Annotated in this window: 23 protein-coding genes; 18 read left to right on the forward strand and 5 right to left on the reverse strand. The window is 66.9% G+C overall.

The features are described from left to right. Window position 1: 1 nt before the first annotated feature. The 5 genes from U0034_RS17020 (at window position 2) to U0034_RS17040 (ending at window position 5,870) form a co-directional block, all read left to right on the forward strand. Window positions 2-787 carry a hypothetical protein gene (locus U0034_RS17020; protein WP_085227023.1) on the forward strand — a complete coding sequence of 262 codons (786 nt, stop codon included), beginning with the start codon at window positions 2-4 and terminating at the stop codon, window positions 785-787. After that, window positions 777-1,451 (forward strand): hypothetical protein, encoded by a 675-nt coding sequence (locus U0034_RS17025; RefSeq protein WP_085227025.1) that lies wholly within the window; start codon window positions 777-779, stop codon window positions 1,449-1,451. Before U0034_RS17020 ends, U0034_RS17025 begins: the two co-directional genes overlap by 11 nt. After that, complete coding sequence (locus U0034_RS17030) at window positions 1,448-2,050, forward strand: HrpE/YscL family type III secretion apparatus protein (protein WP_085227027.1); 603 nt, start codon at window positions 1,448-1,450, stop codon at window positions 2,048-2,050. The genes U0034_RS17025 and U0034_RS17030 overlap by 4 nt, the downstream gene beginning before the upstream one ends. 266 nt (window positions 2,051-2,316) lie before the next feature. Next, a complete protein-coding gene (locus tag U0034_RS17035) occupies window positions 2,317-2,973 on the forward strand; it encodes a response regulator (RefSeq protein WP_158243465.1) in 657 nt (218 codons plus the stop codon). An 8-nt stretch (window positions 2,974-2,981) separates the two neighbouring features. After that, a complete protein-coding gene (locus U0034_RS17040; RefSeq protein ID WP_158243464.1) occupies window positions 2,982-5,870 on the forward strand; it encodes an ATP-binding protein in 2,889 nt (962 codons plus the stop codon). 12 nt (window positions 5,871-5,882) lie between these two features. On the opposite strand, the gene acpA is transcribed toward U0034_RS17040, so the two are convergent. Beyond that, window positions 5,883-7,469, reverse strand: a complete 1,587-nt coding sequence (gene acpA / locus U0034_RS17045) for an acid phosphatase (RefSeq protein ID WP_085227034.1) — start codon at window positions 7,467-7,469, stop codon at window positions 5,883-5,885. An 82-nt stretch (window positions 7,470-7,551) separates the two neighbouring features. On the opposite strand from acpA, the gene U0034_RS17050 reads away from it, so the two are divergent. The 3 genes from U0034_RS17050 (at window position 7,552) to U0034_RS17060 (ending at window position 10,316) form a co-directional block, all read left to right on the forward strand. Beyond that, complete coding sequence (locus U0034_RS17050) at window positions 7,552-8,955, forward strand: cytochrome-c peroxidase (RefSeq protein WP_085227036.1); 1,404 nt, start codon at window positions 7,552-7,554, stop codon at window positions 8,953-8,955. A 141-nt stretch (window positions 8,956-9,096) separates the two neighbouring features. Further along, window positions 9,097-9,825, forward strand: coding sequence for an aquaporin Z (gene aqpZ, locus U0034_RS17055; protein WP_085227039.1), 729 nt, complete (start codon window positions 9,097-9,099; stop codon window positions 9,823-9,825). A 41-nt stretch (window positions 9,826-9,866) separates the two neighbouring features. Next, entirely contained in the window at window positions 9,867-10,316 is a 450-nt protein-coding gene (locus U0034_RS17060; RefSeq protein WP_085227041.1) for an NUDIX hydrolase, read from the forward strand. Between the two features lie 84 nt (window positions 10,317-10,400). Here the strand turns inward: U0034_RS17060 and U0034_RS17065 are convergent, their stop codons facing one another. Further along, entirely contained in the window at window positions 10,401-12,116 is a 1,716-nt protein-coding gene (locus tag U0034_RS17065; RefSeq protein ID WP_085227043.1) for a glutamine--tRNA ligase/YqeY domain fusion protein, read from the reverse strand. 276 nt (window positions 12,117-12,392) lie between these two features. Between U0034_RS17065 and U0034_RS17070 the strand changes: the two genes are divergently transcribed. Next, complete coding sequence (locus U0034_RS17070; protein WP_085227045.1) at window positions 12,393-12,599, forward strand: ornithine carbamoyltransferase; 207 nt, start codon at window positions 12,393-12,395, stop codon at window positions 12,597-12,599. A 39-nt stretch (window positions 12,600-12,638) separates the two neighbouring features. Here the strand turns inward: U0034_RS17070 and U0034_RS17075 are convergent, their stop codons facing one another. Next, window positions 12,639-13,307 carry an O-methyltransferase gene (locus tag U0034_RS17075; RefSeq protein WP_085227047.1) on the reverse strand — a complete coding sequence of 223 codons (669 nt, stop codon included), beginning with the start codon at window positions 13,305-13,307 and terminating at the stop codon, window positions 12,639-12,641. A 120-nt stretch (window positions 13,308-13,427) separates the two neighbouring features. On the opposite strand from U0034_RS17075, the gene U0034_RS17080 reads away from it, so the two are divergent. Beyond that, window positions 13,428-13,991 carry an RBBP9/YdeN family alpha/beta hydrolase gene (locus U0034_RS17080; RefSeq protein ID WP_085227049.1) on the forward strand — a complete coding sequence of 188 codons (564 nt, stop codon included), beginning with the start codon at window positions 13,428-13,430 and terminating at the stop codon, window positions 13,989-13,991. Between the two features lie 30 nt (window positions 13,992-14,021). On the opposite strand, the gene U0034_RS17085 is transcribed toward U0034_RS17080, so the two are convergent. Further along, complete coding sequence (locus U0034_RS17085; RefSeq protein WP_085227051.1) at window positions 14,022-15,242, reverse strand: CaiB/BaiF CoA transferase family protein; 1,221 nt, start codon at window positions 15,240-15,242, stop codon at window positions 14,022-14,024. Between the two features lie 302 nt (window positions 15,243-15,544). Here U0034_RS17085 and alaS point away from each other — a divergent pair, with 302 nt between their 5' ends. After that, the gene (gene alaS, locus U0034_RS17090; RefSeq protein ID WP_085227053.1) at window positions 15,545-18,169 is read left to right on the forward strand and encodes an alanine--tRNA ligase; all 2,625 of its coding nucleotides are present in this window, start codon (window positions 15,545-15,547) and stop codon (window positions 18,167-18,169) included. A gap of 189 nt (window positions 18,170-18,358) precedes the next feature. Here alaS and U0034_RS17095 read toward each other — a convergent pair whose 3' ends face one another. Continuing rightward, complete coding sequence (locus U0034_RS17095; RefSeq protein WP_085227055.1) at window positions 18,359-19,297, reverse strand: LysR family transcriptional regulator; 939 nt, start codon at window positions 19,295-19,297, stop codon at window positions 18,359-18,361. Between the two features lie 167 nt (window positions 19,298-19,464). Between U0034_RS17095 and U0034_RS17100 the strand changes: the two genes are divergently transcribed. From U0034_RS17100 to U0034_RS17130, 7 genes are all read left to right on the forward strand, one after another. Beyond that, the gene (locus tag U0034_RS17100) at window positions 19,465-20,733 is read left to right on the forward strand and encodes a YbfB/YjiJ family MFS transporter (protein ID WP_233211790.1); all 1,269 of its coding nucleotides are present in this window, start codon (window positions 19,465-19,467) and stop codon (window positions 20,731-20,733) included. A 109-nt stretch (window positions 20,734-20,842) separates the two neighbouring features. Next, window positions 20,843-21,373, forward strand: coding sequence for an NUDIX domain-containing protein (locus U0034_RS17105; protein WP_085227263.1), 531 nt, complete (start codon window positions 20,843-20,845; stop codon window positions 21,371-21,373). Between the two features lie 85 nt (window positions 21,374-21,458). Beyond that, the gene (locus U0034_RS17110; protein ID WP_085227057.1) at window positions 21,459-21,902 is read left to right on the forward strand and encodes an acyl-CoA thioesterase; all 444 of its coding nucleotides are present in this window, start codon (window positions 21,459-21,461) and stop codon (window positions 21,900-21,902) included. 11 nt (window positions 21,903-21,913) lie between these two features. Continuing rightward, on the forward strand, window positions 21,914-22,852 hold the full coding sequence (locus U0034_RS17115; RefSeq protein WP_085227059.1) for a branched-chain amino acid ABC transporter permease: 939 nt from the start codon (window positions 21,914-21,916) through the stop codon (window positions 22,850-22,852). After that, a complete protein-coding gene (locus tag U0034_RS17120; RefSeq protein WP_085227061.1) occupies window positions 22,842-24,113 on the forward strand; it encodes a branched-chain amino acid ABC transporter permease in 1,272 nt (423 codons plus the stop codon). The genes U0034_RS17115 and U0034_RS17120 overlap by 11 nt, the downstream gene beginning before the upstream one ends. Beyond that, window positions 24,110-24,862: an ABC transporter ATP-binding protein gene (locus U0034_RS17125; RefSeq protein WP_170151677.1), complete on the forward strand. Its 753-nt coding sequence runs from the start codon at window positions 24,110-24,112 to the stop codon at window positions 24,860-24,862. The genes U0034_RS17120 and U0034_RS17125 overlap by 4 nt, the downstream gene beginning before the upstream one ends. After that, window positions 24,859-25,575, forward strand: coding sequence for an ABC transporter ATP-binding protein (locus tag U0034_RS17130; RefSeq protein ID WP_085227066.1), 717 nt, complete (start codon window positions 24,859-24,861; stop codon window positions 25,573-25,575). Before U0034_RS17125 ends, U0034_RS17130 begins: the two co-directional genes overlap by 4 nt. Window positions 25,576-25,888: the final 313 nt, after the last annotated feature.

Raw genomic sequence — 25,888 nt, forward strand, 5'->3', positions numbered from 1 at the left:
CATGCATTGGCGCACCCGATGGTGGCGCGGCCTCGCCGTGGTTTCGATGGTCGCGTTGAGCGCCTGCTCGCCGCGTATCGAGTTCTATCAAACAACCGATCTGCGTTCCGCCAACGAAGTTGAGGCGCTGCTGCGGGAGCGTGCGATCGCGGTCGAGCGGCGGCCGGTCAAGGGCGGCGTTGCGCTATCGGTCAGCGAGGGCGACTTCCCCGAGGCCGTCGCGGTGTTGCGCGATGCCGGGCTGCCGCGCGAGGCACCGGCTCGGCTCGCCGACGTCTTTGGCAAGAAGGGAATGATGCCGACGCCGCTCGAGGAAAAAGCCCGTTATGTCCGCGCGCTCGAGCAGGCGATCGAAAGCGCGGTGCTCGACATCGACGGCGTGGTCGCGGCGCGGGCGCGCATCGTGCCGCTCGACCGGCACAGGCCCGGCGCGCCGGTGGTATCCCCTTCGGCGTCGCTACTGATCAGGCACCGGGCGGACGTCGAGCTTTCGGGGCTCGTTCCGGGCATCGTGCAACTCGTCAAGAACGGCGTTCCCGGGCTCGCGGACGAAGATGACCGGCGGGTGGCCGTCATGCTGGTTGCCGAGCCCGGGCGGGCCGCACCCGCGATGCGCCTGCCCGGGGCCGGCGCAAGCCGGGCGTCTTCCTCCCTTGCGTGGCCGTTGCTTGCCGTGCTTGCGGCGGCCGGCACGTTCGCGCTGGGATGGCTTGTGCGCGGCGTCTCGTGCGGCAAGTCGTGGCGCGCGCGTCGCGCTCGATCGTCGGGGCTGGGCAATGAGCAATGAACGCGGGCGGGATTGCGGGCGGTGGCTGCGCTTTTGGTTCGAGCCCTGGGCATGGGCCGACGAAGCCTGGCGCATCCGGTACGGCGTACCCGCGCCCGTAGCGGGCCGCGAAACGAGCCGCGAAATGGGCCGCGAAGCAGGCCACGAAGCAGGCCGCGAAATGGGCCGCGAACGCGCGAGGCTTCATTTCAGCGGCTGGATCGATGTTTTCGCACTCGAGAAAGAGTGGTCGTTGCCCGCGGATGCGCGCTGGCTTGCGTTGCTCGAAATGTCGCCTCAACGACTGCGCGACGCCTCGTCGCTGCTGGGCTGGCTGGCGCTGCTGCACACGCCGGGCGGCGGGCATCGCGCGCACGCCGCGGCGCGCGATCCGGTTGCGCGCCGCGCGTTGCGCTACAGAACGGTCAACTGCATGCGCGTGGTCGGCGATGCGCGGGCAACAGACGGCTGGCCGGGGCAAGCTCACGGCCTGCGGATACTGCGGATGATGGCGGAGCAGGACTGGCCCGACGTTGCCAGCCGTCTCGCGATGATGCTCGAGCCGGGCACCGAGGCAGGCGAGTCGGCGCTGCGCGTCGAGACGCTCGTGGTTCCGCGGTGCCTTGCGCTGGTGCTCGCGGCGGCTCGCTGGCTCGGTGCCCGCCAGGAGGGCAGGGCCTCATGAGCTTCGTTGCACGTCGCGTCGTGACACCCTATGCCAATGAGCCCGCCATCGTAAAGCTCGTTTGGGGCGCCGAGGAGATTGGCCGGTGGGAGGATACTGCCGCCTATCTTGGCGTTGTCCGGCGCCGCGCGCACGCAATCCTCGGCCGTGCGCGGGAGCGGGCCCGCGCCGAGCGGGAGCGAGCGGCCGCTTGCGAGGCCGCCCGCCGTCGCGAGGCGGATGCCGCGTTGCTCACGCGCGCGGCAGAACTGGATGCCTCCTATCAGCGGGAACGCAGATCCTTGCACGCGCGCTTCGAGGCGGTGCTCGATGAGGCGCTTGCAGCGGCGCTGCACAAAATAGCCGTCTCGATGCCGGCCGAGCAGCGCGTACGCATCGTGGCCGACGCACTGCGTGCGCAGGTGGGCGATCGCCACGCGGCCACCTTGTATCTGAGCACAGCGGATCTGGCGGCCAACGAGGCGAGCCGGCACGCGTGGCCGTGGCCCGTCGAAGCGGACGCTACGCTGCGGCCCGGGGAGTGCAGGCTGCGTGCCGGCGAAGCGGACTGGGTGTTGAGCATCGATGCATTCGTCGACACCATGTGCGGCCGGCGATGAACCAGGCGTGGCGGGCAGGGTGGGGCAGCGCGATTTTTCTCAAAGTCTGGTTAATTATTCGTTTAATGGGTTTTCAACGATTCGAATTTATATAAAAACCGCCTGCCTATTCCGAGAATTTTCGTATTATCGAATGGCGTTGTGGAATTTAGCATCGCGAATTCTGCCGAATCTGGTGCGGGGCCAGCATCGGTAGTGGCGTTGGCGGCCGCCGAGTCGGTAGCCTCGTGCCATCGATGGTCCATCAAGTCGTATCCGAGAATATTATGAACCAGGTGTTGCGCATTATCGTGGCGGATGACCACGCTATCGTTCGTCACGGCATCCGGCTTGCGGCCGAAGCTAGCCGTGTTGCGCAGGTGGTCGCCGAAGCCGCGAACTCCGACGAGCTCATTGCCGCGGTACAGGCCCAATCCTTCGACGCCATCGTGACCGACTACGCGATGCCGGGCGAACGAACGCAGGACGGTATCGCGCTTATCGACCGTTTGATGCGAATGCGGCCGAACGTGCCGATCGTCGTCGTCACGGCCATGCGAAACGTTGCCATTCTGAACAAGCTCATCTCCAAGGGGATCAGCGGTATCGTCGAAAAAGCGGGCGGCGTGCACGAGCTGCAGGCAGCATTGCTCGCCGTCGTGCAGGAGCGCCACTATGTGAGCCCCGGCATCCAGTCGTTGCTCGCCAGCGCGAGTATCGTGGGCTCGCGCGTCGGCAAGGACGCCACGCTCACGACCGCGGAACTCGAGGTCGTTCGCTTGTTCGCCCGTGAGGGGCTGACGCCGAATCAGATTTCGCAGCGGCTCAACCGCAGCGTCAAGACCATCAGCCGCCACAAGATGAACGCTCAGCGCAAGCTCGGGCTCGCGACCAACCAGGATCTGCTCGAGTATTGCCGCAAGCACGACATCTCCGCGGTATGAGGGCCGCCGTGTCCGGCCCTGCCGCGCGCGGGCGTCGTGTCCGCGGGTTGATCGCGGCGCTTGCCATGCTGGTCTCGGGCGCTTGCGCACTTTTCTCCGGCTGCACCCGCACGGCGCAAGATGCGGAACCTCCGCACATCGCCTGGAATCTGCGCTTGCCGCTTTCGGCGCAAGACCGTGCCTACCTTCAATCGCTTCCGGTGCTGCGTATCGGCGTCGATCCGCAATGGGCGCCCATGGCATTCGTCAACGCGTCGGGGCAGATCGACGGCATCTCGGGTGACTACCTCGACTTCATCAGCGATAGTCTGGGCGTTCGCTTCCGGATCGTTCCCGCGAGCTCATGGGCGCAAACCGTTCAACTGGCCAATAGCGGCGCGGTCGATTTCGTCGTCGCGGCAACGCGGCTCGACGGGCTCGACGCCGGTTTCGAGTTTTCGGCCCCTTACGTCCGTTACCCGCTTGTCATCGTGACCCGCGAGACCGCGCCGTTCATCGCGGGCGCCGACGATATTTCCGGCTCGGAGATCGCGGTCGTCAAGGATTCCGACGTCTTGCGCATCGGTCTGCTCGGGTTGCAGAACACGCGCAAACTTCTGGTCGGATCGGCCGAGGAAGGGCTCGATGCGGTCGCGAGCGGCAGGGCGTTCGCGTATATCGGCAATCTCGGCGTCGTGGACAAGCTCGTCCGGCAAAAGTACGCTGGCGTCTTGCGCATTGCCGCGCCGGCGGGGCGTACGCAGGAGCTTTCATTCGCGGTCGCGCCGCGCTATGCGCGGCTCGTGCCGCTCCTCGATCGCGTGCTCGCGGCGATTCCGGAGCGCGAGCGAGATCATATTCAGAACAGCTGGCTTTCCACGCGCTTCACGTTTGGCGTGCCCGCCCGCACATTGTGGATCGTGCTGGCGCCGCTTGCGGTCGTGACGATCGTCTTTCTCGGCGTGCTGTTCGTGTACATGATGCGCTTGCGCGTCGAAGTGCGGCAGCGGGGCGAAACCGAACGGCAACTGGCGGAGCTCACGCAAGGCTTGCCCGCCGTCGTGTTTCAGCTGCGGCTCACGGGCGGCGCGCACCGCGGCTTTTCGCTCGTCTTCGTGAACCGGCGTGCTTACGACTGGCTGCCTCCTCGTCAGCAGGGGCATGCGCAGGTGCTCGAAACGTTCGCGGCGTGCCTCGACGCGCCCGCCCGCTTCGGTCTCGAGCGCCGTTTCGTGCGCTCGGCGCGCTCGCTCGAGCGCGTAAGCGCCGAGCGGGCGCTCGCGTTCGCGGACGGCCGCCGTGCGTGGATCCGCCTCGAGGCGGCGCCGCGGCGGCTCGACAGCGGCGACGTGGTCTGGAGCGGCTACATTCACGACATCACCGACGCCAAGCAGACCCAAATGGCGCTTGTGGACGCCAAGCATGACGCGGAGGAGGCTTCGCGTGCGCGCGATACGTTCCTCGCGACGGTCAGCCACGAGATCCGCACGCCGATTGCCGGGCTCGTGAGCATCCTCCAACTGCTCGATCATGGACGGCTCGCGCGTGACGACCAGCATCTGCTCGACATGGCCCGCAACGCGGCCGAGATCCTGCTGCGTATCCTCAACGACATCCTCGACTTCGCCAAGAGCGAGAACGGGGAACTTGCGCTCGAGCGCGAAGCGATGTGCGTGGCCGACATTGTCGAGCGCACCGCCGGCATCGTCGCGCCGGAAATGGAGCACAAGGGCCTGCATTTCATCGTCACTGTCTCGCCCGATCTCGCCGCGAGCCATATCGGCGACGCGCAGCGGCTCGGCCAGGTGCTGCTGAATCTGCTCGGCAACGCATCGAAGTTCACCGACTACGGAACGGTCTCATTGTCGGTGACGGCGATATCGCGCGATGTCGATGAAGAGCGGCTGCTGATTCGCGTTGCCGATACGGGAATCGGCATCGCGAAAGAGGATCAGGCGCGGCTCTTTTCGCCGTTCGCGCAGGCGCGTAATACGGCCGCAGGGCGGTATCGGGGCACGGGCCTCGGGCTTGCCATCTGCAAGCGGCTGATCGAGTCGATGGGCGGCACGATTTCGCTCGAGAGCGAGCCGGGCCACGGCACGACGATCTCGATCGAACTGCCGTTGCCGGTCGACCGTAGCCGGCCGCGCGTCCGGGGGCAGGCGGCTGCGCTGCCGCGGCAGCCCGCCGCCGCAGGGGAGACGGTCAAGCCGCGCATCCTCGTCGTCGAGGACGAGCAGATCAACCGCGAAGTGCTGAGGCGACAGCTCGCGGCAGTCGATATCGACGATTGCGATTGCGCCGCGAATGGCGTGGAGGCGCTCAAGGCGCTCGAGTCGCGCGATTATGCGATGGTCATCACGGACTGTGCGATGCCCGTCATGGACGGCCTTGCCTTGATCGAGCACATCCGTGCCCGCGAACGCGATCTCGGCCGCTCCGGGCGGATCGCCGTCGTTGCGTTGACGGCCAATGCGATGCCGCAGCAGCGGGAGGCATGCCTGGCCGCCGGTGCGGATGAAGTGCTCGTCAAGCCGGTTGACCTCGACCAGTTGCGCGGGCTGCTCGACCGCTATGACGTGGCGACGCCGGCCGCGCACACCCTCGATCCGGCTGGCCTGCCGCCCGAACGGCAAAGCGACTTGTGGGAGCAGCTTCGGCGCACGCTGGCGAGCGAGCTGTCGGTGCTGCTTTCGCTATCGCTCGAGCGCGACGGCGAGCGCGCCCGCGATATCGCGCATCGGATCGTGGGCGCGGCGGCGTGGTTCCAACTCGAGGAGGTGGCTCAGGCGGGCAGGCGGCTCGAACAGGCGCTCGAGCGAGACGAGGCGTCGCCTGCCGACCTGCTCGCGCTGCAGGGTGCCATTGCGCGCGTGGCGACGGCCGGGGTGGCGCCGGCCGCGCGCAGCCTGCCGTGAGCGCACGCGCGTTCAGCGGCTGGCGGTGAACTCGAGCGCGTTCGTCAAGTCGCCCATTGGCGCCTGCCCGTGCGCGACGAGCGCGTCATTGCGGATCTTGAGCCCGGGCAGTTCTTCGAGGCCGAAGCGGTGCGTAATGAAGCGCAGAATCGACGTGGTGTCGTACTGCGTGTGATCGACATAGCCCTTTTTCGCGAACGGCGAGACGATGATGGCGGGGATGCGCGTGCCCGGTCCGAACCGGTCGCCCTTGGGCGGCGCGACATGATCCCAGAAGCCGCCGTTCTCGTCGTAGGTGACGATCACAACCATGTGCCGCCATTGCGGGCTCTTTTGCAGATGCTCGACGACATCGGCAACATGGCGATCGCCCGATTCGACGTCGGTATAGCCGGGGTGCTCGTTCAGATTGCCCTGCGGTTTATAGAATGCGACTTGCGGCAGTTCGCCCTTGTCGATCGCCTCGATGAACTTCGCGCCGTTCACCCCGCCATCGAGCAGGTGCCGCGCGCGGTTGTCCGTGCCCGGAGCCATATCGGCGAAGTAATTGAACGGCTGGTGGTGCGGCTGGAAGTTGGGCGCGGAGCGGTCGGGCCCGTAGATGACGGCCTTGCGGTTCGTCGCTTCGAGTGCCGTATTCCACGCTCCACCGTACCAGGCCCAGGTCACGCCGGCTGCATTGAGCATGTCGCCGATGTGACGTTGCGTTTGTGGCGGCAGCGTCGTCGGCGTGGCCGGATCAGCGAAACGGGGATCGCCGCCAGCCGCCGGCGCGTTGCCGCTCGGCTGGTAGGCCGGCTGCATCGTATTGACCGCGTAGAAATCGGGCGTCAGGTTGCTCGAATTGACGAACTTCGGCGGGCCATCGAGCGCCGAGCGCGGCGAGTTGGCTGCTACTTTCAGCGTGACGCCGTCGGCCTCGACGGCAGAGACCAGGCCGGCCGCCGGGCTTTTGTCTGCGTTCGGATAAACGGGCGTGCAGGCGCAGGCGAGCCATTGATGGTTCAGAAATGAGCCGCCGAATGCGCCCATGAAAAAGTTGTCGGCCAGCGTATAGCGTTGCGCGATATTCCAGAGCGGCAGCGTCGACGTATCGGCCGCGTAGTGGCCCATCGTCAGCGCGCCCGAATCGGCCCAGGCAACGAACCGGTCGTTTCTGCCGCCGTCGATTTGCATCTGATTCTCGTAGAAGCGATGCCAGAGATCGCGCGTCGCAACCCGGCGCGACGTGTTGAATCCTTGCGGGTCGTCGATGGCGAAGGGCGTGTTCGGCAGGTTCGTCGTCATCGCCTGTGTGACGGCCGGCGTCACGCCGCGTTGCGTGAGCCCGTTCCAGACAGGTGGTAACACCGGCAACGGCGTGCCGTCGCGATCGAGCTGCCGCGCGCCTTGCGGCGTGACGCTGCGCACGCCGTTGGCGCCGGGGAAATGACCGTACAGATTATCGAAGCTGCGGTTCTCGGCATAGATGACGACGATGTTCTGCACGGCCGAGAGGTCGGTGCCGCCGTGCACGGGGTTCTGCGTGCATCCGCCCAATGCGATGGCGGTTGCGAGCGCCGAGGGCAGGACAAAGCGTCGTTTCGTCTTGATCGACATTGTATGTTCTCCTGATTGCCGCTTGTGCTCGGTATACTGCGTCGCGCAAATGCGCTGCAGTTTAGCGCCCTTCGATGTCCTTATGCTGACACCAAAAATAGGAGGGGCCGACGTGATCCGCATCGCGAGCAGGGCTGCCAGGGCTGCCGGAGCTACCGCGGCGGCCGGCGGGCTGCGTCGATGGGCGTCCCGTATGCCGATCGTACAGGCCGCGGCCATCGTGGCGTTCGTGACCATGGGTTGTGCGCCGTCGGTTGCGCAGGCGCCGCGAAGCGGGGCCGGCGGCGTGGTTCGCGCCGCAGCCGTGCGCGCCGCCTCCGAGGCCGGCAGCGATGCCGTGCCGATGACGCGTGCCGAGGTTTTCGCGGCCGTTCAGGCAAAAGGCGAGCTCGGCGAAAAGCTCTTTTCCGAGCGGGCGTTATCGGGCTCGGGAAAGCTGGCCTGCGCGTCGTGCCACAGCCCCGCGCATGCGTTCGGCCCGCCCAATGCGCTGGCCGTGCAGCTCGGCGGCAGCGACCTGCGCCGGCCCGGCTATCGCGCGGTGCCATCGCTGATGTACCTGCAGTCGGTGCCCGCGTTCACCGAGCACTTCCACGATTCCGACGACGAAGGCGACGAAAGCGTCGATGCCGGCCCAACCGGCGGTCTCACCTGGGACGGGCGTGTTGACGCGCGCAGTGCGCAGGCGGCCATTCCGCTCACTTCCTCGTTCGAGATGGATAGCACACCTGCGCGTGTTGCCGCGGCTGTGAGGGCGGCGCCCTATGCCGACGCGTTTCGCGCGGCGTTCGGCGCGCGCGTGCTCGATGACGATCAGGCTGCGTTTCGCGCGGTAGGCGAAGCGCTGTCGATCTATGAGGAGCGTCCGTCGCTCTTCGCACCATTCTCCAGCAAGTACGACGCCTATCTCGCTGGCCGGGCGAAGCTGACCGACGCAGAGTTGCGCGGCCTTCGGCTTTTCGAAGACGAGCGCAAGGGCAACTGCGCGAGCTGCCATCCGAGCGCGCCGGCGAAAGACGGCTCGCCGCCGCTTTTCACCGATTTCGGCCTGATTGCGCTTGGGGTGCCGCGCAATCGCGCGCTGCCGGCCAATCGCGATCCGAAATTTTACGACCTCGGCGCGTGCGGACCTTGGCGAACCGATCTCGCGGGCCGCGACGAGTTCTGCGGGCTGTTTCGCACCCCGACATTGCGTAACGTCGCCACGCGTAAAACGTTCTTTCACAATGGCGCCTTCCACTCGCTCGAAGATGTTCTCCATTTCTATGTGGAACGCGATACCCATCCCAAACGTTTTTATTCGGTTGTCGCGGGCCGCGTGGCGAAATTCGACGATCTTCCAAAGCGTTATTGGGGTAACGTCAACATCGAACCGCCGTTCGATCGACACCCCGGAGACGAACCGGCACTCGACGAGCGCGAAATCCGCGACGTCGTCGCATTCCTGCGCACGCTCGACGACGGCTATGGAAAAGCCCGGCAATAACCGCAACGAATTTATCGGCGCGGCCGAACGTTTTTGGAAAAAGGCGGATTATGAATTATTGTTAAATGCATCGAGTGTGTCTTGAGTTGGCGTTCGGCGTGACATAGTATCCGTCGTACTTGATTTCGCGGCGAGGCGCTCATGAACAAACGGCTGGCGGCAGAGGCACTCGGCACTTTCTGGCTTGTCTTTGGCGGGTGCGGAAGCGCGGTATTCGCGGCTGCTTTTCCCCAACTCGGCATCGGGTTTGCCGGTGTCGCACTGGCTTTCGGCTTGACCGTGCTCACCATGGCATTTGCCGTTGGCCACATTTCGGGCGGGCACTTCAACCCGGCGGTGACCGTGGGGCTTTTCGTCGGCGGGCGTTTCAGCGGGCGCGACGTCGTTCCGTATATCGTCGCGCAGGTGGTCGGCGGGGTGGCCGCGGGCGCGGTGCTCTATGCGATCGCGAGCGGCAAGCCCGGCTTCGATGCGGCGGCGAGCGGCTTTGCGTCCAACGGCTACGGCGAGCATTCGCCGGGCGGCTATTCGCTGCAGGCAGCCATGATCGCGGAATTCGTGCTGACGGCGTTTTTCCTGATCGTCATTCACGGCGCGACGGATCGCCGCGCGCCGGCGGGATTCGCCCCCATCGCCATCGGGCTGGCGCTGACGCTGATTCATCTGGTCTGCATCCCGGTGACCAACACATCGGTCAATCCGGCGCGCAGCACCGGCGTGGCGCTGTTCCAGGGCGGCTGGGCGCTGCAACAGTTGTGGATGTTCTGGGTCGTCCCGCTCGTTGGCGGGGCGTTTGGCGGCATCGTCTATCGGTGGCTGCTCGAGGCGCCGAGCCCGGCAGTGACGGCCGGCCGCCCGGCCGCGACGTGAACTGATACTGATTTCGAGTTTCGGGGAGTCCTGACGGAGAGATGGCAGAGCGAACCGTTTCGTGTGGCGTGATCCTGCTCGATCGGCGAGGGCGGCTGTTCCTTGCCCACGCCACCGCAACGACGCACTGGGATATCCCGAAGGGGCTGGGGGAAGCGGAAGAAGCGCCGATCGATACGGCGTTGCGCGAATTGCGCGAGGAGACCTCCATTGTGCTGGCGCCCGAGCGTCTTACGGACCTCGGGCGCTTTGCCTATCGGCGTGACAAGGATCTGCACCTGTTCGCCGCGCGCATGGCCGACGACGAAGTCGATTCAGCTAACTGCGTGTGTACGTCGATGTTCCCGAGCCGCCAGGACGGCCGCATGATTCCCGAGATGGACGCTTTCCTTTGGGTCGATCCGGAGGAGGTGCCGCGTTACGCGAGCCGCAGTCTCACCCGCCTTTTCGATACAGCGCTTTCGCTCGCCGAGTTGCATCGCTCGCTTTAGCCGTCCGGGCCGGGCGGCTAAAGCAGCGCAGGCAGCGTTCATCGTCGGCGGATGAAGGCTGCCCCATCCGGGCAGCGGCGGCGCTCAGCCCGCTTTACCCCAACTGTCGCGCAGGCCCACGATGCGGTTGAAGACGGGCTTGCCCGGCTGCGAGTCGTGGCGGTCGGCAACGAAGTAGCCGTGCCGCTCGAACTGGCAGCGGTCTTCCGGCAGCATCTTCTCCGCGCCCGGCTCCAGATAGGCGTGAACGACCCGCTTCGAGTCCGGATTCAGCGCTTGGAGGAAGTCGCGCCCGCCTGCGTCGGGCTGGGCCTCCTTGAACAACCGGTCGTAAAGGCGAACCTCGGCCGCGATCGCGTGCGTCGCACTGACCCAGTGGATGTTGCCCTTGACCTTGTAGCTGTTCGCGCCTTCCGTGCCGGACTTGCTGTCGGGGAAGTAATTGCAATGGACGGCGACGATATGGCCGTCGGCATCTTTTTCCGCGCCCGTGCACTCGATCACATAGCCGTAGCGCAGCCGAACCTTGTTGCCGGGAAACAGACGGAAATAGCCCTTCGGCGGGGTTTCGGTGAAGTCGTCGCGCTCGATCCAGAGTTCGCGCGTGATCGGGAACGTGCGCTGGCCGCGTTCGGCGTGATGCGGATGAACGGGCGCCGTGCAAGGCTCGGCGAGATCGGCGGGGAAGTTGTCGATGACGAGCTTGAGCGGATCGAGCACGGCGACGCTGCGCGGCGCCTTATCGTCCAGATCGTCGCGCAGTGCGCCTTCGAATACGCTCATGTCGATCCACGAATCGACCTTCGTCACGCCGATGCGCTCGCAAAAGAGCCTGATGCTGTCGGGCGTGAACCCGCGGCGGCGCACGCCGACGATCGTCGGCATGCGCGGATCGTCCCATCCGTCGACGTGCCCTTCGGTCACGAGTTGCAGCAGCTTTCGCTTGCTCGTGATCGCATAAGTGAGGTTCAGCCGGGAAAATTCGATTTGCTGCGGCAACGGCCGCGCGAACACCCCGGCATCGGCCAACTGGTCGAGCACCCAGTCGTAAAGCGGACGGTGGTCTTCGAATTCGAGCGTGCACAACGAGTGCGTGATGTTCTCGAGCGCATCCGAAATGCAATGCGTGTAGTCGTACATCGGATAGATGCACCACTTGTCGCCCGTGCGGTAGTGATGCGCGAAACGGATCCGGTAAATCACCGGGTCGCGCATGTTCAGGTTCGGCGAAGCCATGTCGATCTTCGCGCGCAGCACATGCTCGCCTTCCTTGAATTCGCCCGCCTTCATGCGGCGGAAGAGATCGAGGTTCTCGTCGGGCGTGCGGTCGCGGTAGGGCGACGGCTTGCCCGGCTCCGTCAGCGAGCCGCGCGAGGCACGCATTTCGTCCGCGGACTGGCTGTCGACATAGGCTTTGCCGCGCTCGATCAGCAATTCCGCGAACGCATAGAGTTTGTCGTAATAGTCGCTCGCATAATAGCGATGCTCGGTGCCGTTCTTTTCCCAATCGAAGCCGAGCCAGCGTACGGCATCGACGATCGAATCGACGTATTCGACGCTTTCCTTCTCGGGGTTCGTGTCGTCGAAGCGCAGGTGGCACACGCCGCCGTAATCGCGAGCGATGCCGAAATTCAGGCAGATGCTTTTCGCATGCCCGATGTGCAGGTAGCCGTTGGGCTCGGGCGGGAAACGCGTTTCGACGCGCCCACCCCATTTGGCCGTGCGGTTGTCTTCGTCGATGATGTTGCGGATGAAATTGGACGGCGCTGCCGCCGCCGCATCGTTGCGTTCGTTGTTCATGCGAAGTGTCGGAAATCGGCTAAAGAGCGCGGGCATACCTGCGCGAATCGGATCATTTTACCTGAGCGGGCTTTACCGAGGCGCCCCGCGGCGCGCGTGCCCGTCGAGCGTTGCCCAATTGCGACGCGCGTTGCGCGTCTGTTAAGACCGTAACAGCCGGTAAAACGGTTTGCCGCGCGGCAGATGGCACGCGTACGATTCGAGCCGCACAGGAAGGCCGGCGCGCGTGCGCCGGCCGCAATCATTTCGTTCGTTTCGCGTTCCAGGTCATAAGCCATGAAAACATCGACCCTTGCCAAGTTCGCGCTTGCGGCAGCCATTCTTTCGAGCCTCACTGCCTGCGATTCGATGACGCGCACCCAGAAGCATGCCGCGATCGGTGCGGGCGCCGGCGGCGCGCTCGGCTATCTGGTCACGGGCGGCCCGATCGGCACGGTGGCGGGCGCCGCCGCGGGCGGCCTCATCGGCGCCGGTGTGAAATGACGTGACGGCGTAATGAGGTAACGCCTGAGCGAGTGCCGCTCAGGGCTGAACGATCGAGACGGCGAAGCCGTCCCAGCCTTTACTGCCGACCGTTTGTACCGCCGTGCTCGTGAGGCGCGGATGGGCGCCGGCCAATTCGTAGTAGCGGCGTACGCCCTGGACATCGGCATCGTTGGAGTGGGCGTCGACGACGCGCCCGCCGCGCACGACGTTGTCGCAAACGATGACCGTGCCGGGCCGCGCAAGCGCGAGCGCGCCGTCCAGGTACTGCGGGAAGTACTCCTTTTTCGCGTCGAGAAAGACGAAGTCGAACGGCGCCGCGCCTTCGCGAGCCAGCTCGCGAAGCGTTTGCACGGCATCGCCCAGGCGTACCGTTACCTGTTGCGCGAGCCCCGCGCGTGCGATGTTTTCGCGTGCGACGTTCGCGTAGTCGGGGTTGATTTCGAGTGTTGTCAGCGAGCCGTCCGGCGGCAGCGCGCGGGCGAGCCAGATCGTGCTGTAGCCGCCGAGCGTCCCGACTTCGAGGATGCGCCGCGCGCCCTGGATGCGCGCGAGCAGATTCAGCAGCTTGCCTTGATTGGGCGCCACGTTGATCGCGGGCAGACCCGCGCGCGCACTCGCCTCGAGCGCGGCATCGAGGGCCGCGTCGCGGGGCACGAATGCATCGCAGATGAATGAGTCCACGACGCTCCATTGTTCGGTGCTCATCGTTCAAGCTCCTTGTCCGGGGATCGGCGCTTATACTACGCGGCTGTGCGCCCGCGGCGCCGCGAACCCCGCAATTGTCCGCTCGATCGGGCGAATCGAACTTCTGCCTCTTCATCCGCCATGCAACCGAAACGTGTCCTCGTTCTCCCCGGTTATGCCAATTCAGGCCCGGGCCACTGGCAAACGCGCTGGGAAGCGCTCGATCGCGCGTACTCGCGCGTAGCGATGCCCGATTGGGATCATCCCGTTTGCGAAGCGTGGTGTGACGCGCTCGAACGGGCGATTGCGGCGGAGCAGGAGCGTGGCAGCGCCCCGGTATTGCTGGCCGCGCACAGCCTCGGCTGCCTCACGGCCGCCGCGTGGGCCGCGCGCCGCGCCAGCCCGGCGACGCTCGCCGCCGTGGCCGGTGCGCTGCTCGTGGCCGTGCCCGATCCGAAGGGCCCCGAGTTTCCGGCCGATGCGCGCGGCTACGAGCCGGTGAGCGAGGTGCCGCTGCCGTTTCCGACGGTCGTCGTCGCGAGTAGCGACGACCCGTACGGCAGCCTCGCCTTCGCCGAGCGCTGTGCGAACGCCTGGGGCAGCCGCCTCGTCGAACTGGGGCCACGCGGCCATATCAACGCCGACAGCCGCCTGGGCGACTGGGAAGAGGGCCGGCGCTGGCTCGCCGCGCTCGCTGCTGAATAGTGGCGGCAGCGGCGGCACCGGCTCGGCGCGTCAGATGACCGAGCGCGCCCGCAAGGCGGCGATCGCCGCGTCGTCGTAACCGAGCAGATCGCGCAGCACCGCCTCGGTGTGCTCCCCGAGCGTCGGCGGCGCCGTGCGGATTTCAGGCGGCGTGCCGCTCATCCGGATCGGGTTGCGCACGAGCGCGGCAGTCGCGCCGCTCGGGTGCGCAACTTCGGCGCGCAGTCCGCGCGCGCGCACCTGCTCGTTGTCGAACACTTCTCCGATGTCGTTGATGGGCCCACACGGTACGCCGAGCGCCTCGAGCGTGGCGATCCAGTCGTGCTTGCCGCGCGTTTTCACCATCTCCGCGATGATCGGGACGAGGGTTTCGCGGTGGCGCACGCGTTCCGGATTGGTCGCAAACCGGGGATCGTCGGCGAGTTCGCGGCGCCCGCCCGCCTCGACGAAGCGGCGGAACTGCGCATCGTTGCCCACGGCCACGATGATCCAGCCGTCGCTCGTCTGGAACGCCTGATACGGCACGATGTTCTGGTGCGCGTTGCCCCAGCGCACGGGGGGCTGACCGCTCGCGAGGTAGTTCGACGCCACGTTGGCGAGCATGGCGACCTGTACGTCGAGCAGTGCCATGTCGATGTATTGGCCGGCTCCCGTGCGGTCGCGATGGGCGAGTGCGGCGAGCACGGCGACGGTCGCGTACATGCCGGTCATGAGATCGGCGATCGCCACGCCAGCCTTTTGCGGGCCGCCGCCGGGCAGACCGTCGCGCTCGCCGGTGATGCTCATGAAACCGCCCATGCCCTGCACGATGAAGTCGTAGCCGGCGCGCTCGGCGAAAGGCCCGGTCTGGCCGAAGCCGGTGACCGAGCAGTAGACGAGATCGGGCTTCAACCGCGCCAGCGAGGCATAGTCGAGTCCGTATCTGGCGAGTTGCCCGACCTTGTAGTTTTCCAGCACCACGTCGCTCGTGGCGGCAAGCTCGCGCACGATCTTCTGCCCTTCGGCTGTGGCGATGTCGACCGTGACCGAGCGCTTGTTGCGGTTGGCGCACAGATAATAGGCGGCCTCGCGGGTATCGGCGCCGTCGGGCGTCTTCAGGTACGGCGGGCCCCAGTGGCGCGTATCGTCGCCCGCACCGGGCCGCTCGATCTTGATGACGTCCGCGCCGAGATCGGCGAGCGTTTGTGCGCACCAGGGCCCGGCGAGCACTCGCGTGAGGTCCAGTATGCGCAGATGGCTGAGCGCTCCCATGTCGAACGATCTCTCCTGAAGGCCGGGCTTCGCACTTTAGCGCTTAGTCGGAGGCCATGCAAAGCGATGGCCGCGAGCGTCCCGCGGCGCCCATGAGCCAACGCGCGCGGGGAGCCCGTCGGGCTTTAGTCGGGCGCCCGGCGGTTCGGCGCTCGCTGGCCTGCGTCCGCCGCGCGCACATCCCGTGTGCGGCGTCCGGGCGACATTTCCGTATAATTGGTCGTTTAGGGTAAAAACGGCCGAGAAGACGCCCGAAGCGGGGCGAGCGGCCGCATTCCAGTCGAGACCGTCCCCAGTCCTTTATGAAAGCCGCCGAAATCCGCGAGAAATTCCTCAAGTTCTTCGAATCGAAGGGCCACACGATCGTCCGTTCGTCGAGCCTCGTGCCCGGCAACGACCCGACGCTCCTCTTCACCAATTCGGGCATGGTGCAGTTCAAAGACGTGTTTCTCGGCGCCGAGAAGCGGCCGTACACGCGCGCCACGACAGCTCAGCGCAGCGTGCGCGCCGGCGGCAAGCACAACGACCTCGAGAACGTCGGCTACACGGCGCGGCACCACACGTTCTTCGAAATGCTCGGCAATTTCTCGTTCGGCGACTATTTCAAGCGCGACGCGATCCACTACGCTTGGGAGTTGCTGACGGCGGTCTACCAGTTGCCGAAAGACAAGCTTTGGGTCACCGTGTACCAGGAAGACGACGAGGCGTACGACATCTGGGCCAAGGAGGTGGGCGTGCCGACCGGGCGGATCATCCGCATCGGCGACAACAAGGGCGCGCGCTACGCGTCCGACAACTTCTGGCAGATGGCCGATACCGGCCCGTGCGGCCCGTGTTCGGAAATTTTCTACGACCACGGTCCCGACGTCTGGGGCGGGCCGCCGGGATCCCCCGAGGAAGACGGCGACCGCTACATCGAGATCTGGAACCTCGTGTTCATGCAGTTCAACCGCGACGCGCAGGGCAACATGACGCCGCTGCCGAAGCCCTGCGTGGATACCGGCATGGGCCTCGAGCGCATCGCCGCCGTGCTGCAGCACGTGCACAGCAATTACGAGATCGACCTGTTCCAGGCGCTCATCGCGGCCGCGGCGCGCGAGACGGGTGTGGCCGACCTCGCCAACAACTCGCTGAAGGTCATCGCCGATCACATCCGCGCCTGCTCCTTTCTCATCGTCGACGGCGTGATTCCGGGCAACGAGGGCCGCGGCTACGTCTTGCGCCGGATCGTGCGCCGTGCGATCCGCCACGGCTACAAGCTCGGCCGCAAGGAGCCGTTCTTCAACAAGCTCGTGGCCGATCTCGTCAAGGAGATGGGCGGCGCCTATCCCGAGCTGGCCGATGCGCAGACGCGGGTGACGGACATCCTTCGCCAGGAAGAGGAGCGCTTTTTCGAGACGATCGAGCACGGCATGTCGATTCTCGATGCGGCGCTCGCCGAGCTCGACGTCAAGGGCGAGAAAGTACTCGACGGCGAAGTGGCCTTCAAGCTGCACGACACCTACGGCTTCCCGCTCGATCTGACGGCCGACGTTTGCCGGGAGCGGGGCGTGTCGGTGGACGAAGCGGCGTTCGACGAGGCGATGTCGCGTCAGCGCGAGCAGGCTCGCGCGGCCGGCAAGTTCAAGATGACGCAGGGGCTCGAATACGCGGGCGCGAAAACCACGTTCCACGGCTACGAGGAGCAGATCTTCGACGATGCGAAGGTCGTTGCGCTCTACGTCGACGGCACTGCCGTTCAGCAGGTCGAAAAAGGCCAGGACGCGGTTGTCGTGCTCGATCACACGCCGTTTTACGCCGAATCGGGCGGCCAGGTCGGCGACATGGGCGTGCTCGCCAACGCGAGCCTGCGCTTCGCCGTGGCCGACACGCTCAAGGTGCAGGCCGATGTGATCGGCCATCACGGCACGCTCGAGCAGGGCACGCTGAAGGTCGGCGACGTCGTGAAGGCCGAGATCGATGCGATCCGCCGCGCCCGCACGGCTCGCAACCACTCGGCCACGCACCTGATGCACAAGGCGCTGCGCGAGGTGCTCGGTTCGCACGTCCAGCAAAAGGGCTCGCTCGTCGACCCCGAGAAGACCCGCTTCGACTTCGTGCATCACTCGCCGATGACGGACGACGAAGTGCGTCGCGTCGAGGACATCGTCAACGCCGAGGTGCTCGCGAACGCGCCCGGCATCGTGCGCGTCATGCCTTTCGACGAGGCCGTGAAGGGCGGCGCCATGGCGCTTTTCGGCGAGAAATACGGCGATGAGGTGCGCGTACTCGATCTCGGTTTCTCGCGGGAGCTTTGCGGCGGCACGCACGTGCATCGCACCGGGGATATCGGTCTGTTCAAGATCGTTGCCGAGACCGGCGTGGCGGCGGGCGTGCGGCGCGTCGAGGCCGTCACGGGCGACAACGCCGTGCGCTACGTGCAGACGCTCGAGCAGCAGGTCGGCGCCGCCGCGGCGGCCCTCAAGGCACAGCCGGCCGAGCTCACGCAGCGCATCGGGCAGGTCCAGGAGCAGGTGAAGTCGCTCGAGAAGGAACTGGCGGCCCTGAAGTCGAAGCTGGCCTCGAGCCAGGGCGACGAGCTGGCGGCGCAGGCGGTGGACGTGGCCGGCGTGCAGGTGCTCGCAGCGACGCTCGACGGTGCGGACGTCAAGACGCTGCGCGAGACGGTCGACAAGCTCAAGGACAAACTCAAGCATGCTGCGATCGTGCTGGCGGCCGTGGATGGCGGCAAGGTCAGCCTCATTGCGGGCGTGACCGCCGAAGCGAGCAAGAAGGTCAAGGCGGGCGAACTCGTCAACTTCGTCGCGCAGAAGGTGGGCGGCAAGGGCGGCGGTCGGCCCGACATGGCCCAGGCCGGCGGCACCGAGCCCGGCAACCTGGGCGCGGCGCTGGCCTCCGTCAAGGAATGGGTGCAGGGCCAGCTCTGATCGCGTCGTTGTGGCGCGCGGGTCGCCCGCGCTGCTGCTTCAGGCCCTGAAGGTCGCCGCCCGGGCGGCAAGCCCCCGAGCGAAAGAGAAACCGCAGACAGCGAATGACGCCTGCGGTTTTTTTTTGTGCCATGCGGATGCCGATCCGGATCGGCCGGGACCAGACCGGTTTAGTCGGCTCGGACGGGCTTAGACCGATTCGGCCGCTGCCGGCCCCGTCGTGGCGCTCGTTTGCGCCGCGGAGCCCGGCTCCGCGTTCGTTCGCTCGAGCAGCGTGTCGCGCAGTGCGGCCAGGGCCGCGGAGGCCTGACCACGGCGCCAGACGAGCAGCGTGTCGATGGCTTCGAACTCGATAAGCGGGTGGACGGCCACGTTATGCATGCCGCGCGCGAGGACGTCGAGCACGGAGCGCGGTGCGACCGCCACGCCCGCACCTGCGGCGACGCAGGCGACGATCGCATGGTACGAGCCCAGCTCGAGCACGCGCGCCGGCCTTATGCCATGTTCGGCATACCAGCGCTCGACATAGCCGCGGTAGGCGCAGCCGCGCTCGAATGCAACGAGCGTCGAAAGCGCAATGTCGCCGGCTGCGCGAATCGGGCGGTGCCCGCGCGGCGTCAGCATGACGAGCGTTTCGCGGAAAACCGGGACCGCGTCCAGCGTGTCGTCGAGCGTATCGGGCGCGGGCGGCCTCGCCAGAAGTGCCGCGTCGATTTCATACTTGCGCAGCCGTTCGAGCAGACATTTCGAGGTATCCGTCGTCAACTCGAGCGCGACGTCTGGCCACTGCTGGTGGTAACGCGCGAGCGGCGCGGGTAGCCGGCTCGCAGCCGTGCTTTCCATCGTACCGAGCGCGAGGCGCCCGTGCGGGCGGGTGTCGCTGAGCGCGTTGCGCGCCTCGTCGGCCAGCGCGAGCAGACGTTCGGCGTACGGCAGCAGGGTCTCGCCCGCGGGCGTCAGCACGAGTCGGCGGCCGTCGCGCGCGAAAAGCGCCGTGCCGAGTTCCGCTTCGAGTTGCTTGAGTCGGGCGGTCACGTTCGACTGTACGCGATTGAGCTTTGCCGCCGCGCGCGTCACGCCGTTCTCGCGCACGACCGCACGGAATACCGTCAGCGCGGCAAGGTCCATCGTTCTCTCCTGGTGATGGATTGAATCAGTATTATTCATTTTTAGAGAATTCCGGGTCAAGCTAGGATGACGTCGTTGCCCGCTGCGATGGTCGACATGCCGCCTGACAGGTTCGCCGCCGTGGGCTGTTTGGCATTCTTTCTTCTTTCCTTGGAGCCGATGTGCCGATGATCGACGCCGCCCGTCCTGCCCCCGCTTCCACCGACGCTGCTTCCGCCGACGCCGCGCCGAGCCCCGCGCGCGCCGCCCTCGCCTGCATGGCGGCATTGGCTGTCGCGCTCGGGGTGGGGCGCTTCGCGTTCACGCCGCTCTTGCCCGTCATGCTGCACGCCGGCGCGCTCGATTTGCGGCAGGGCGGGTGGCTGGCGTCGTCGAATTACGCCGGCTACTTCGTCGGCGCCCTGACTTGCGCGGCGCTGCGCGCCGAGCCTGGCCGCGTCGTGCGCGCGGGCCTGGCGGCCACGGTGCTGTTGACGCTCGCCATGGGGGTCATCGACACGTTCTGGGCCTGGGCACTCGTACGTTTCGTGGCTGGCGCCGTCAGCGCATGGACGTTCGTGTTCGCCTCGCAATGGGGGCTCGCCGCGCTCGCGCGCCGCGGCGCGCACGCGTGGGGGGGCGTCATTTATACGGGGCCCGGCATCGGGATCGTCGCCACGGGGCTGCTGGCCAGCGTGTTCGAGCGGCAGGGCGCAGCCTTCGGCTGGATTGGCTTCGGAGTCATCTGCGCCGCGGTGACCGTCGCGATCTGGCGCATCTTCGGCACGGCGCGGCAGCCGCGAAGCGATATGACCGGGAGCGCCGCTCGCGCGGCGGCGAACGCAGCCGCGGCGGGCGGCAGCCATGCGACCGATGCGCACGACGCCAGCGCCCGCACGAGGCGCGTCCAGAGTGCATGGCTCGTGCTGCTTTACGGGATGCCCGGCTTCGGCTACATCATCACTGCGACGTTTCTGCCCGTCATTGCGCGGCAGGCGCTGCCGGGCTCGGCGTGGCCCGATCTCTTCTGGCCGATGTTCGGCGCGGCGCTGATTCCGGGCTCGCTGCTGGCGGCACGCCTGCCGGTCGCCTGGGACAACCGGCTGCTGCTGGCCGGGTGCTATCTGCTTCAGGCGGCCGGAATCGCGCTCGGGGTCGTGTTTCCGACGACGGCCGGATTTGCCGTCGGCAGTCTGCTGATCGGCCTGCCGTTCACGGCCATCACGCTTTTTGCGATGCGCGAGGCGCGACTGCTGAAAGGCGAGCGGGCCGCGGGCCTCATGGGTTATGCGACAGCAGCCTACGGCATCGGGCAGATCGCGGGGCCGCTCGTGGCCGCGCCGATCGCCGCGCGCGTCGGGTCGTTCTCGCCGGCGCTGTGGCTCGCCGCCGGCGTGCTTGGCGCGGGCGCCGCCGGCCTGGTCGTGCTGGCCGCGGCGACGGCGCGGCAGCGCTGAGCGGCGCGCACGCACAGGCGGCAAAGGGACCGCCCGCGAGCGGCGCGGCAAAGCCGCTAAAATGGGCGCTTTGCGGCCTGGGGGGGCTATGAGCGTTCTCCTGCCATTCATGAGCGACTACCAATATTGTCCGCGCTGCGCGAAACCCCTTGTCGAGCGCACCGATGCGATCGAAGAAGGCGCCCGGGTGCGGCGTGCGTGTCCCGACCTCGACTGCGGGTTCGTGCATTGGAACAACCCGGTGCCCGTGGTCGCGGCAATCGTCGAGTACGAGGGCAGGATCCTGCTCGCGCGCAATGCCGCATGGCCCGAGGGCACCTTCGCGCTCATCACCGGGTTCCTCGAAAACGGCGAGACGCCCGAGGAGGGCATCGCCAGGGAAGTGCTCGAAGAGACTTCGCTGCGGGCCGAGACGGTCGAGCTCGTCGGCGTGTACGAGTTCATGCGCAAGAACGAGCTCATCATCGCCTATCATGTGCGCGCGCACGGCACGATCGCGCTGTCGCCCGAGCTGCTCGAGTACCGGCTCGTCGAGCCGGCCCGGTTGCGCCCGTGGCGTGCCGGTACCGGTCTCGCGCTCGCCGAATGGATGCGCAGGCGGGGCTTGCCTTTCGAGCTCGTCGAACGCCCAGGACAATGACGCGTGCGCCGCGCGCATCTCCCGCAACCGACTCCAGGCATTTTTCGCAGCCGTTCAGTGCCGTTCAGTGTCATTCCGCCGCCCCATGAACAAGCCCGCCGCTCACGCCCGCTCCGCCTATCGCCATTTTCTCGCCATCGGCACACGCTGGATGGATAACGATGTCTACGGGCACGTCAACAACGTCGTCTACTACAGCTACTTCGATACGGTGGTCAACGAGTATCTGATCCGCTCGGGTGTGCTCGACGTCGAAGGCGGTTCGACGATCGGGCTTGTCGTCGAGACGCAATGCAACTACTTCGCGCCGCTCGTCTTTCCCGATCGTGTCGATGCGGGCTTGCGCGTCGCGCGAATCGGCACCTCGAGCGTGCGCTACGAGGTCGGCCTTTTCAAGGAAGACAGCGACACGCCGGCTGCGCAAGGGCATTTCGTTCACGTGTACGTCGATCGCGCCAGCCGGCGGCCCGTTCCGCTGGGCGAACCGCTGCGCGCGGCGCTCGCGCCGCTCCTCGTCGGGCAGGACTGAGGCCGCCGCGGATGCTTTCGTTCGTCGTCGATGTACTCAACGGCGTGAGCTATGGGCTGCTGCTCTTCATGCTTTCGTCCGGGCTCACGTTGATCTTCAGTTTTCTCGGCGTGCTGAATTTCGCGCATGCGAGCTTCTATATGCTCGGCGCGTACCTGGGCTGCGCTGTCGCCGGCCGATGGAGCTTCTGGCCGGCACTCTTCGCCGCACCCGTTCTGGTCGCGGTGGCCGGCGCGCTCGTCGAGCGGTTGCTGTTGCGGCGCGTACGGCCGCATGGCCCGTTGCACGAACTGCTGCTCACGTTCGGCCTCGCGTATTTGCTGGCGGAAGCCGTGAAGCTCGTCTGGGGGCCCGGTACGCTCTCGGCCCCCGCGCCCGCCGCGCTCGACGGTCCGTTCTTCGTGCTCGGCGGCGCGACGTTTTCGCGCTATCGCGCGTTCGTCACAGCGGTCGCCCTTGCCATGCTTGCGCTCATTCATGCCGCGCTGCGTTTTTCCAACACGGGGCTCGTGCTGCGCGCGGCGCTCACGCACCGGCAGGCCGTCGAGGCGCTCGGTCACGACGTACCCCGCATCGGTACGCTCGTGTTCGCGCTCGGCGCCGGCCTTGCCGCGCTGGCCGGCGTGGTCGGCGCACCGCTTGCCGTGGTGGAGCCGGGCATGGCCGACGCAGTCGGCTCGATCGTGTTCGTCGTCGTGGTGATCGGCGGCCTGGGCTCGGTCGGCGGTGCCTTCGCCCCGTCGCTGCTGATCGGCTGTGTGCAGACGCTCGCGACGGCCGCACCCTGGCGCCTCGGTGCGCTGGCCGATGCTGTCGGCATGCGGCTGCCCGCGCAGTGGGCGGCGCTCACGCTCGCGCAACTGGCGCCGCTCGTGCCGTATCTGCTGCTCGTCGCGATGCTCGCCTGCCGGCCGCGCGGCCTTGCCGGAACGCAAGGCCATGAAGCATAGGCTCCAGGACGCGCCACCTCGCTCGCGGTGGCGCCGCGCGGCCGCGTGCACGCCCTGGGCGATGCTGCTCGCGCTTTTTGCGGTGCCGCCCACCGTTGTCGGCAGCCACGACTGGATGCTCGCCTATCTTGCTCAAACGGCGGTCATGATCGTGCTGGCGCTTTCGTACAACCTGCTGCTCGGCGAGACCGGGCTGCTGTCGTTCGGTCATGCGGCCTATGCGGGGCTGGCGGCCTTCGTCGCGGCTCACGCGTTCAATCGATACGCGATCGCCTTGCCGCTTCTTCCGCTCGTGGGCGGCGCGGCCGCCGCGGCCCTGGCGCTGCCGTTCGGTTTCGTCGCCACGCGCCGCGCCGGGACCGCGTTCGCGATGATCACGCTCGGCATCGGCGAGCTCGCCGCCGCCGCGGTATGGGCGCTGCCCGACGGATTCGGCGGCGCGGCCGGCGTCTCGATCGACCGGATGGCGGGACCCGCGTGGGGCCGATGGACGTTCGGGCCGGCGCGCGAAGCTTACTGGGTCGTCGCGGTCTGGTGCCTGTTCGCGAGTGCCGCGCTTTGGGCGCTCACGTGCACGCCGCTCGCGCGCGTCGCCAATGCGGTGCGCGACAACGCGGCCCGCGTCGCCGCGCTCGGGACCGATCCGCGTCGCGTGCGACACGCGATGGTCGTTCTGTCGGCGTTCTTCGCGGGTGTGGCCGGTACGCTCGGGTTGATCGACATCGAACTCGCCTCGGCCGAGGGCGTGGGCATGGCGCGCTCGGCCTCGGTGCTCATCGCGACGGTGATCGGCGGCAGCCAATCGTTTTTCGGGCCGGTGCTCGGCGCTATCGTGCTGACCGGTTTCGGTGTCGCGCTCGCGCCGGCCACGCGGGCCTGGCCTTTCTATCTGGGCTTGCTTTTCATTGCCGTGGTCATGCGAGCGCCGGACGGGCTCGTGGGCGCCGCCGCGCGGCACAGGCGGGCGCTGGCTCATCACGGCTCGCGCGCCATGCTCGTCGGCTGTTCGCTTCGCGCGGCAGCCGTACTCGCCTGGATTGCGGCGCTTGTGCTGATCGTCGAAACGCTCTACGCGCGGCAGTTTGCATTCGACGAAACGGGCGCGCCATGGCGTATCGGCGGCCTGCGTTTCGAGGCGGCATCGCCGGTTACGTGGGGCGTTGCGGCAGGCTTGCTGTGCATCGGCGCGGCAGCGGCACGTGCGGCGCAACATGTGTCGGCCACGCGTACTCGCGCGGTCGCGCGCGGGAGGCAAACGTGAGACAGGCGGCGTTGACGCTCACCGGGGTCGAGCAGCGGTTCGGCGCGACCTGCGTGCTTGCCGGTGTGGATCTCTCGATCGAAGCCGGCGAGCGGCATGCGTTGATCGGTCCGAACGGCGCGGGTAAATCGACACTCTTCGATGTGATCGGCGGCGTGGTGCGGCCGAGCCGGGGCCGTGTTTTCGTCGGCGGGATCGATGTCACGGGACGGCCGCCGCACGCAATCGCGCGAATGGGGCTCGCGCGCAGCTTTCAGACGACGAGCATCTTCGCGCGGATGACGGTGCTCGAGAACCTGCGCTGCGCCGTGCGCTGCGGCAGCGCCCGTCCGCGCGGTTGGCGGCGCTTCGTCGGCGCGGCTCGCGAGGTCGACGCACGGGCCTGGCAACTGCTCGACGCACTCGCGCTCGCCGAGGCAGCCGAGCGGCTGGCGGGAACGCTCAGCTACGGCGAGCAGCGGGCGCTCGATCTCGGCATTGCCGTTGCGAGCGGCGCCGCGACGTTGCTCGTCGACGAGCCGACAGCCGGCATGAACCGCGACGAGGCGCGCCGCGCGGTGGCCTTGTTGCGCCGTGTGAGCGAGGGCAAGGCGCTTCTGATGATCGAACACGACATGGAGGCGGTGTTCGGCCTCGCCGACCGCGTCTCGGTACTCGTGCAGGGGCGTATCGTCGCCACGGGCACGCCCGACGCGATCCGCGCCGACGCGCGCGTGCGCGCGGCATACCTCGGCGAGGACACGCCATGACGGCGCCGCTGCTGGTCGTTGCGGGGTTGCGTGCGTCATATGGCGAGGCGCGCGTGCTCCACGGGGTCGACCTGAAGATCGGCGCGGGCGAGGTGGTGGCGCTGCTCGGGCGCAACGGTGCCGGGCGCTCGACGTTGGCGAAAGCCCTCGTCGGACTCGTCGATCGCGAGGGCTCGGTGCGTTTCGACGGCGAAGAGCTGGGCGCGCTGCCCACGTTCGAAATTGCGCGACGCGGGATCGGCTACGTGGCCGAGCGGCGCGATGTTTTTCCGACGCTCACGGTCGACGAGAACCTGCGGCTCGGCCTGCGGCCGGGCATGGGCGTGCAACGGCGCGTGGCACGCGCCGCGCTCGACGAATCGTACGCACGCTTTCCGATGTTGGCCGCGCGCCGCCGCACGCCGGCTGGCCGCCTCTCGGGCGGCGAGCAGCAAATGCTCGCCCTCGTGCGCGCGTTGCTCGGCAGGCCCCGCCTGCTGGTCGTCGACGAACCGACGGAGGGCCTGGCGCCGCGCGCCGTGGCCGACGTCATGGACTGCCTGCGTGCGGTGAGCGCGGCGGGCGGCGCCGTGCTATTGATCGAGCAGCGCTTCACGATAGCGCGTGAAGTCGCCGCGCGAGCGGCCGTCATGGGGCATGGGCGCCTCGTTTTCGACGGCGCCATGCAGGCGCTCGACACAGGCATCGTCGACGAATGGATTACCGTCGGATGAGCGGGCCGTCCCCGTTCGTTTTAATTGATGCAATTAAATTACTTCAATTACTTTTAAGAACGCTTGTTTGAAATCGAGCCTTTTTGCCATTTGATCTGGATCAAATGACGGGAATGTTTAATTCAGCGTACGACGAATGCCGGGTCGATGCGCCCAATAAGCGAGAGATACGGCGGCCAGGCAGTATCGCCGAGTTAGATCTTTCGTGTTTGTCTGAAAAATAAAAGGGATTTTCCTGTTCCCCGCCATATCCAATCCGGCCCCTGATTAATTTTCGTGCTGTCGCCCGACGGGTTCGATCAAGAAACCGCTG

Source organism: Trinickia caryophylli, assembly GCF_034424545.1.
Classification (GTDB): domain Bacteria; phylum Pseudomonadota; class Gammaproteobacteria; order Burkholderiales; family Burkholderiaceae; genus Trinickia; species Trinickia caryophylli.

What these genes read in the sequence shown, in the direction of transcription:
- alaS (WP_085227053.1), top strand. Translation starts at nt 15,545, where the DNA reads ATGAAAGCCGCCGAAATCCGCGAGAAATTCCTCAAGTTCTTCGAATCG.
- U0034_RS17030 (WP_085227027.1), top strand. Translation starts at nt 1,448, where the DNA reads ATGAGCTTCGTTGCACGTCGCGTCGTGACACCCTATGCCAATGAGCCC.
- U0034_RS17025 (WP_085227025.1), top strand. Translation starts at nt 777, where the DNA reads ATGAGCAATGAACGCGGGCGGGATTGCGGGCGGTGGCTGCGCTTTTGG.
- aqpZ (WP_085227039.1), top strand. Translation starts at nt 9,097, where the DNA reads ATGAACAAACGGCTGGCGGCAGAGGCACTCGGCACTTTCTGGCTTGTC.
- acpA (WP_085227034.1), bottom strand. Translation starts at nt 7,469, where the DNA reads ATGTCGATCAAGACGAAACGACGCTTTGTCCTGCCCTCGGCGCTCGCA.
- U0034_RS17130 (WP_085227066.1), top strand. Translation starts at nt 24,859, where the DNA reads ATGACGGCGCCGCTGCTGGTCGTTGCGGGGTTGCGTGCGTCATATGGC.
- U0034_RS17070 (WP_085227045.1), top strand. Translation starts at nt 12,393, where the DNA reads ATGAAAACATCGACCCTTGCCAAGTTCGCGCTTGCGGCAGCCATTCTT.
- U0034_RS17120 (WP_085227061.1), top strand. Translation starts at nt 22,842, where the DNA reads ATGAAGCATAGGCTCCAGGACGCGCCACCTCGCTCGCGGTGGCGCCGC.
- U0034_RS17085 (WP_085227051.1), bottom strand. Translation starts at nt 15,242, where the DNA reads ATGGGAGCGCTCAGCCATCTGCGCATACTGGACCTCACGCGAGTGCTC.
- U0034_RS17080 (WP_085227049.1), top strand. Translation starts at nt 13,428, where the DNA reads ATGCAACCGAAACGTGTCCTCGTTCTCCCCGGTTATGCCAATTCAGGC.
- U0034_RS17075 (WP_085227047.1), bottom strand. Translation starts at nt 13,307, where the DNA reads ATGAGCACCGAACAATGGAGCGTCGTGGACTCATTCATCTGCGATGCA.
- U0034_RS17110 (WP_085227057.1), top strand. Translation starts at nt 21,459, where the DNA reads ATGAACAAGCCCGCCGCTCACGCCCGCTCCGCCTATCGCCATTTTCTC.
- U0034_RS17095 (WP_085227055.1), bottom strand. Translation starts at nt 19,297, where the DNA reads ATGGACCTTGCCGCGCTGACGGTATTCCGTGCGGTCGTGCGCGAGAAC.
- U0034_RS17100 (WP_233211790.1), top strand. Translation starts at nt 19,465, where the DNA reads ATGATCGACGCCGCCCGTCCTGCCCCCGCTTCCACCGACGCTGCTTCC.
- U0034_RS17115 (WP_085227059.1), top strand. Translation starts at nt 21,914, where the DNA reads ATGCTTTCGTTCGTCGTCGATGTACTCAACGGCGTGAGCTATGGGCTG.
- U0034_RS17020 (WP_085227023.1), top strand. Translation starts at nt 2, where the DNA reads ATGCATTGGCGCACCCGATGGTGGCGCGGCCTCGCCGTGGTTTCGATG.
- U0034_RS17065 (WP_085227043.1), bottom strand. Translation starts at nt 12,116, where the DNA reads ATGAACAACGAACGCAACGATGCGGCGGCGGCAGCGCCGTCCAATTTC.
- U0034_RS17105 (WP_085227263.1), top strand. Translation starts at nt 20,843, where the DNA reads ATGAGCGACTACCAATATTGTCCGCGCTGCGCGAAACCCCTTGTCGAG.
- U0034_RS17060 (WP_085227041.1), top strand. Translation starts at nt 9,867, where the DNA reads ATGGCAGAGCGAACCGTTTCGTGTGGCGTGATCCTGCTCGATCGGCGA.
- U0034_RS17050 (WP_085227036.1), top strand. Translation starts at nt 7,552, where the DNA reads ATGCTGACACCAAAAATAGGAGGGGCCGACGTGATCCGCATCGCGAGC.
- U0034_RS17035 (WP_158243465.1), top strand. Translation starts at nt 2,317, where the DNA reads ATGAACCAGGTGTTGCGCATTATCGTGGCGGATGACCACGCTATCGTT.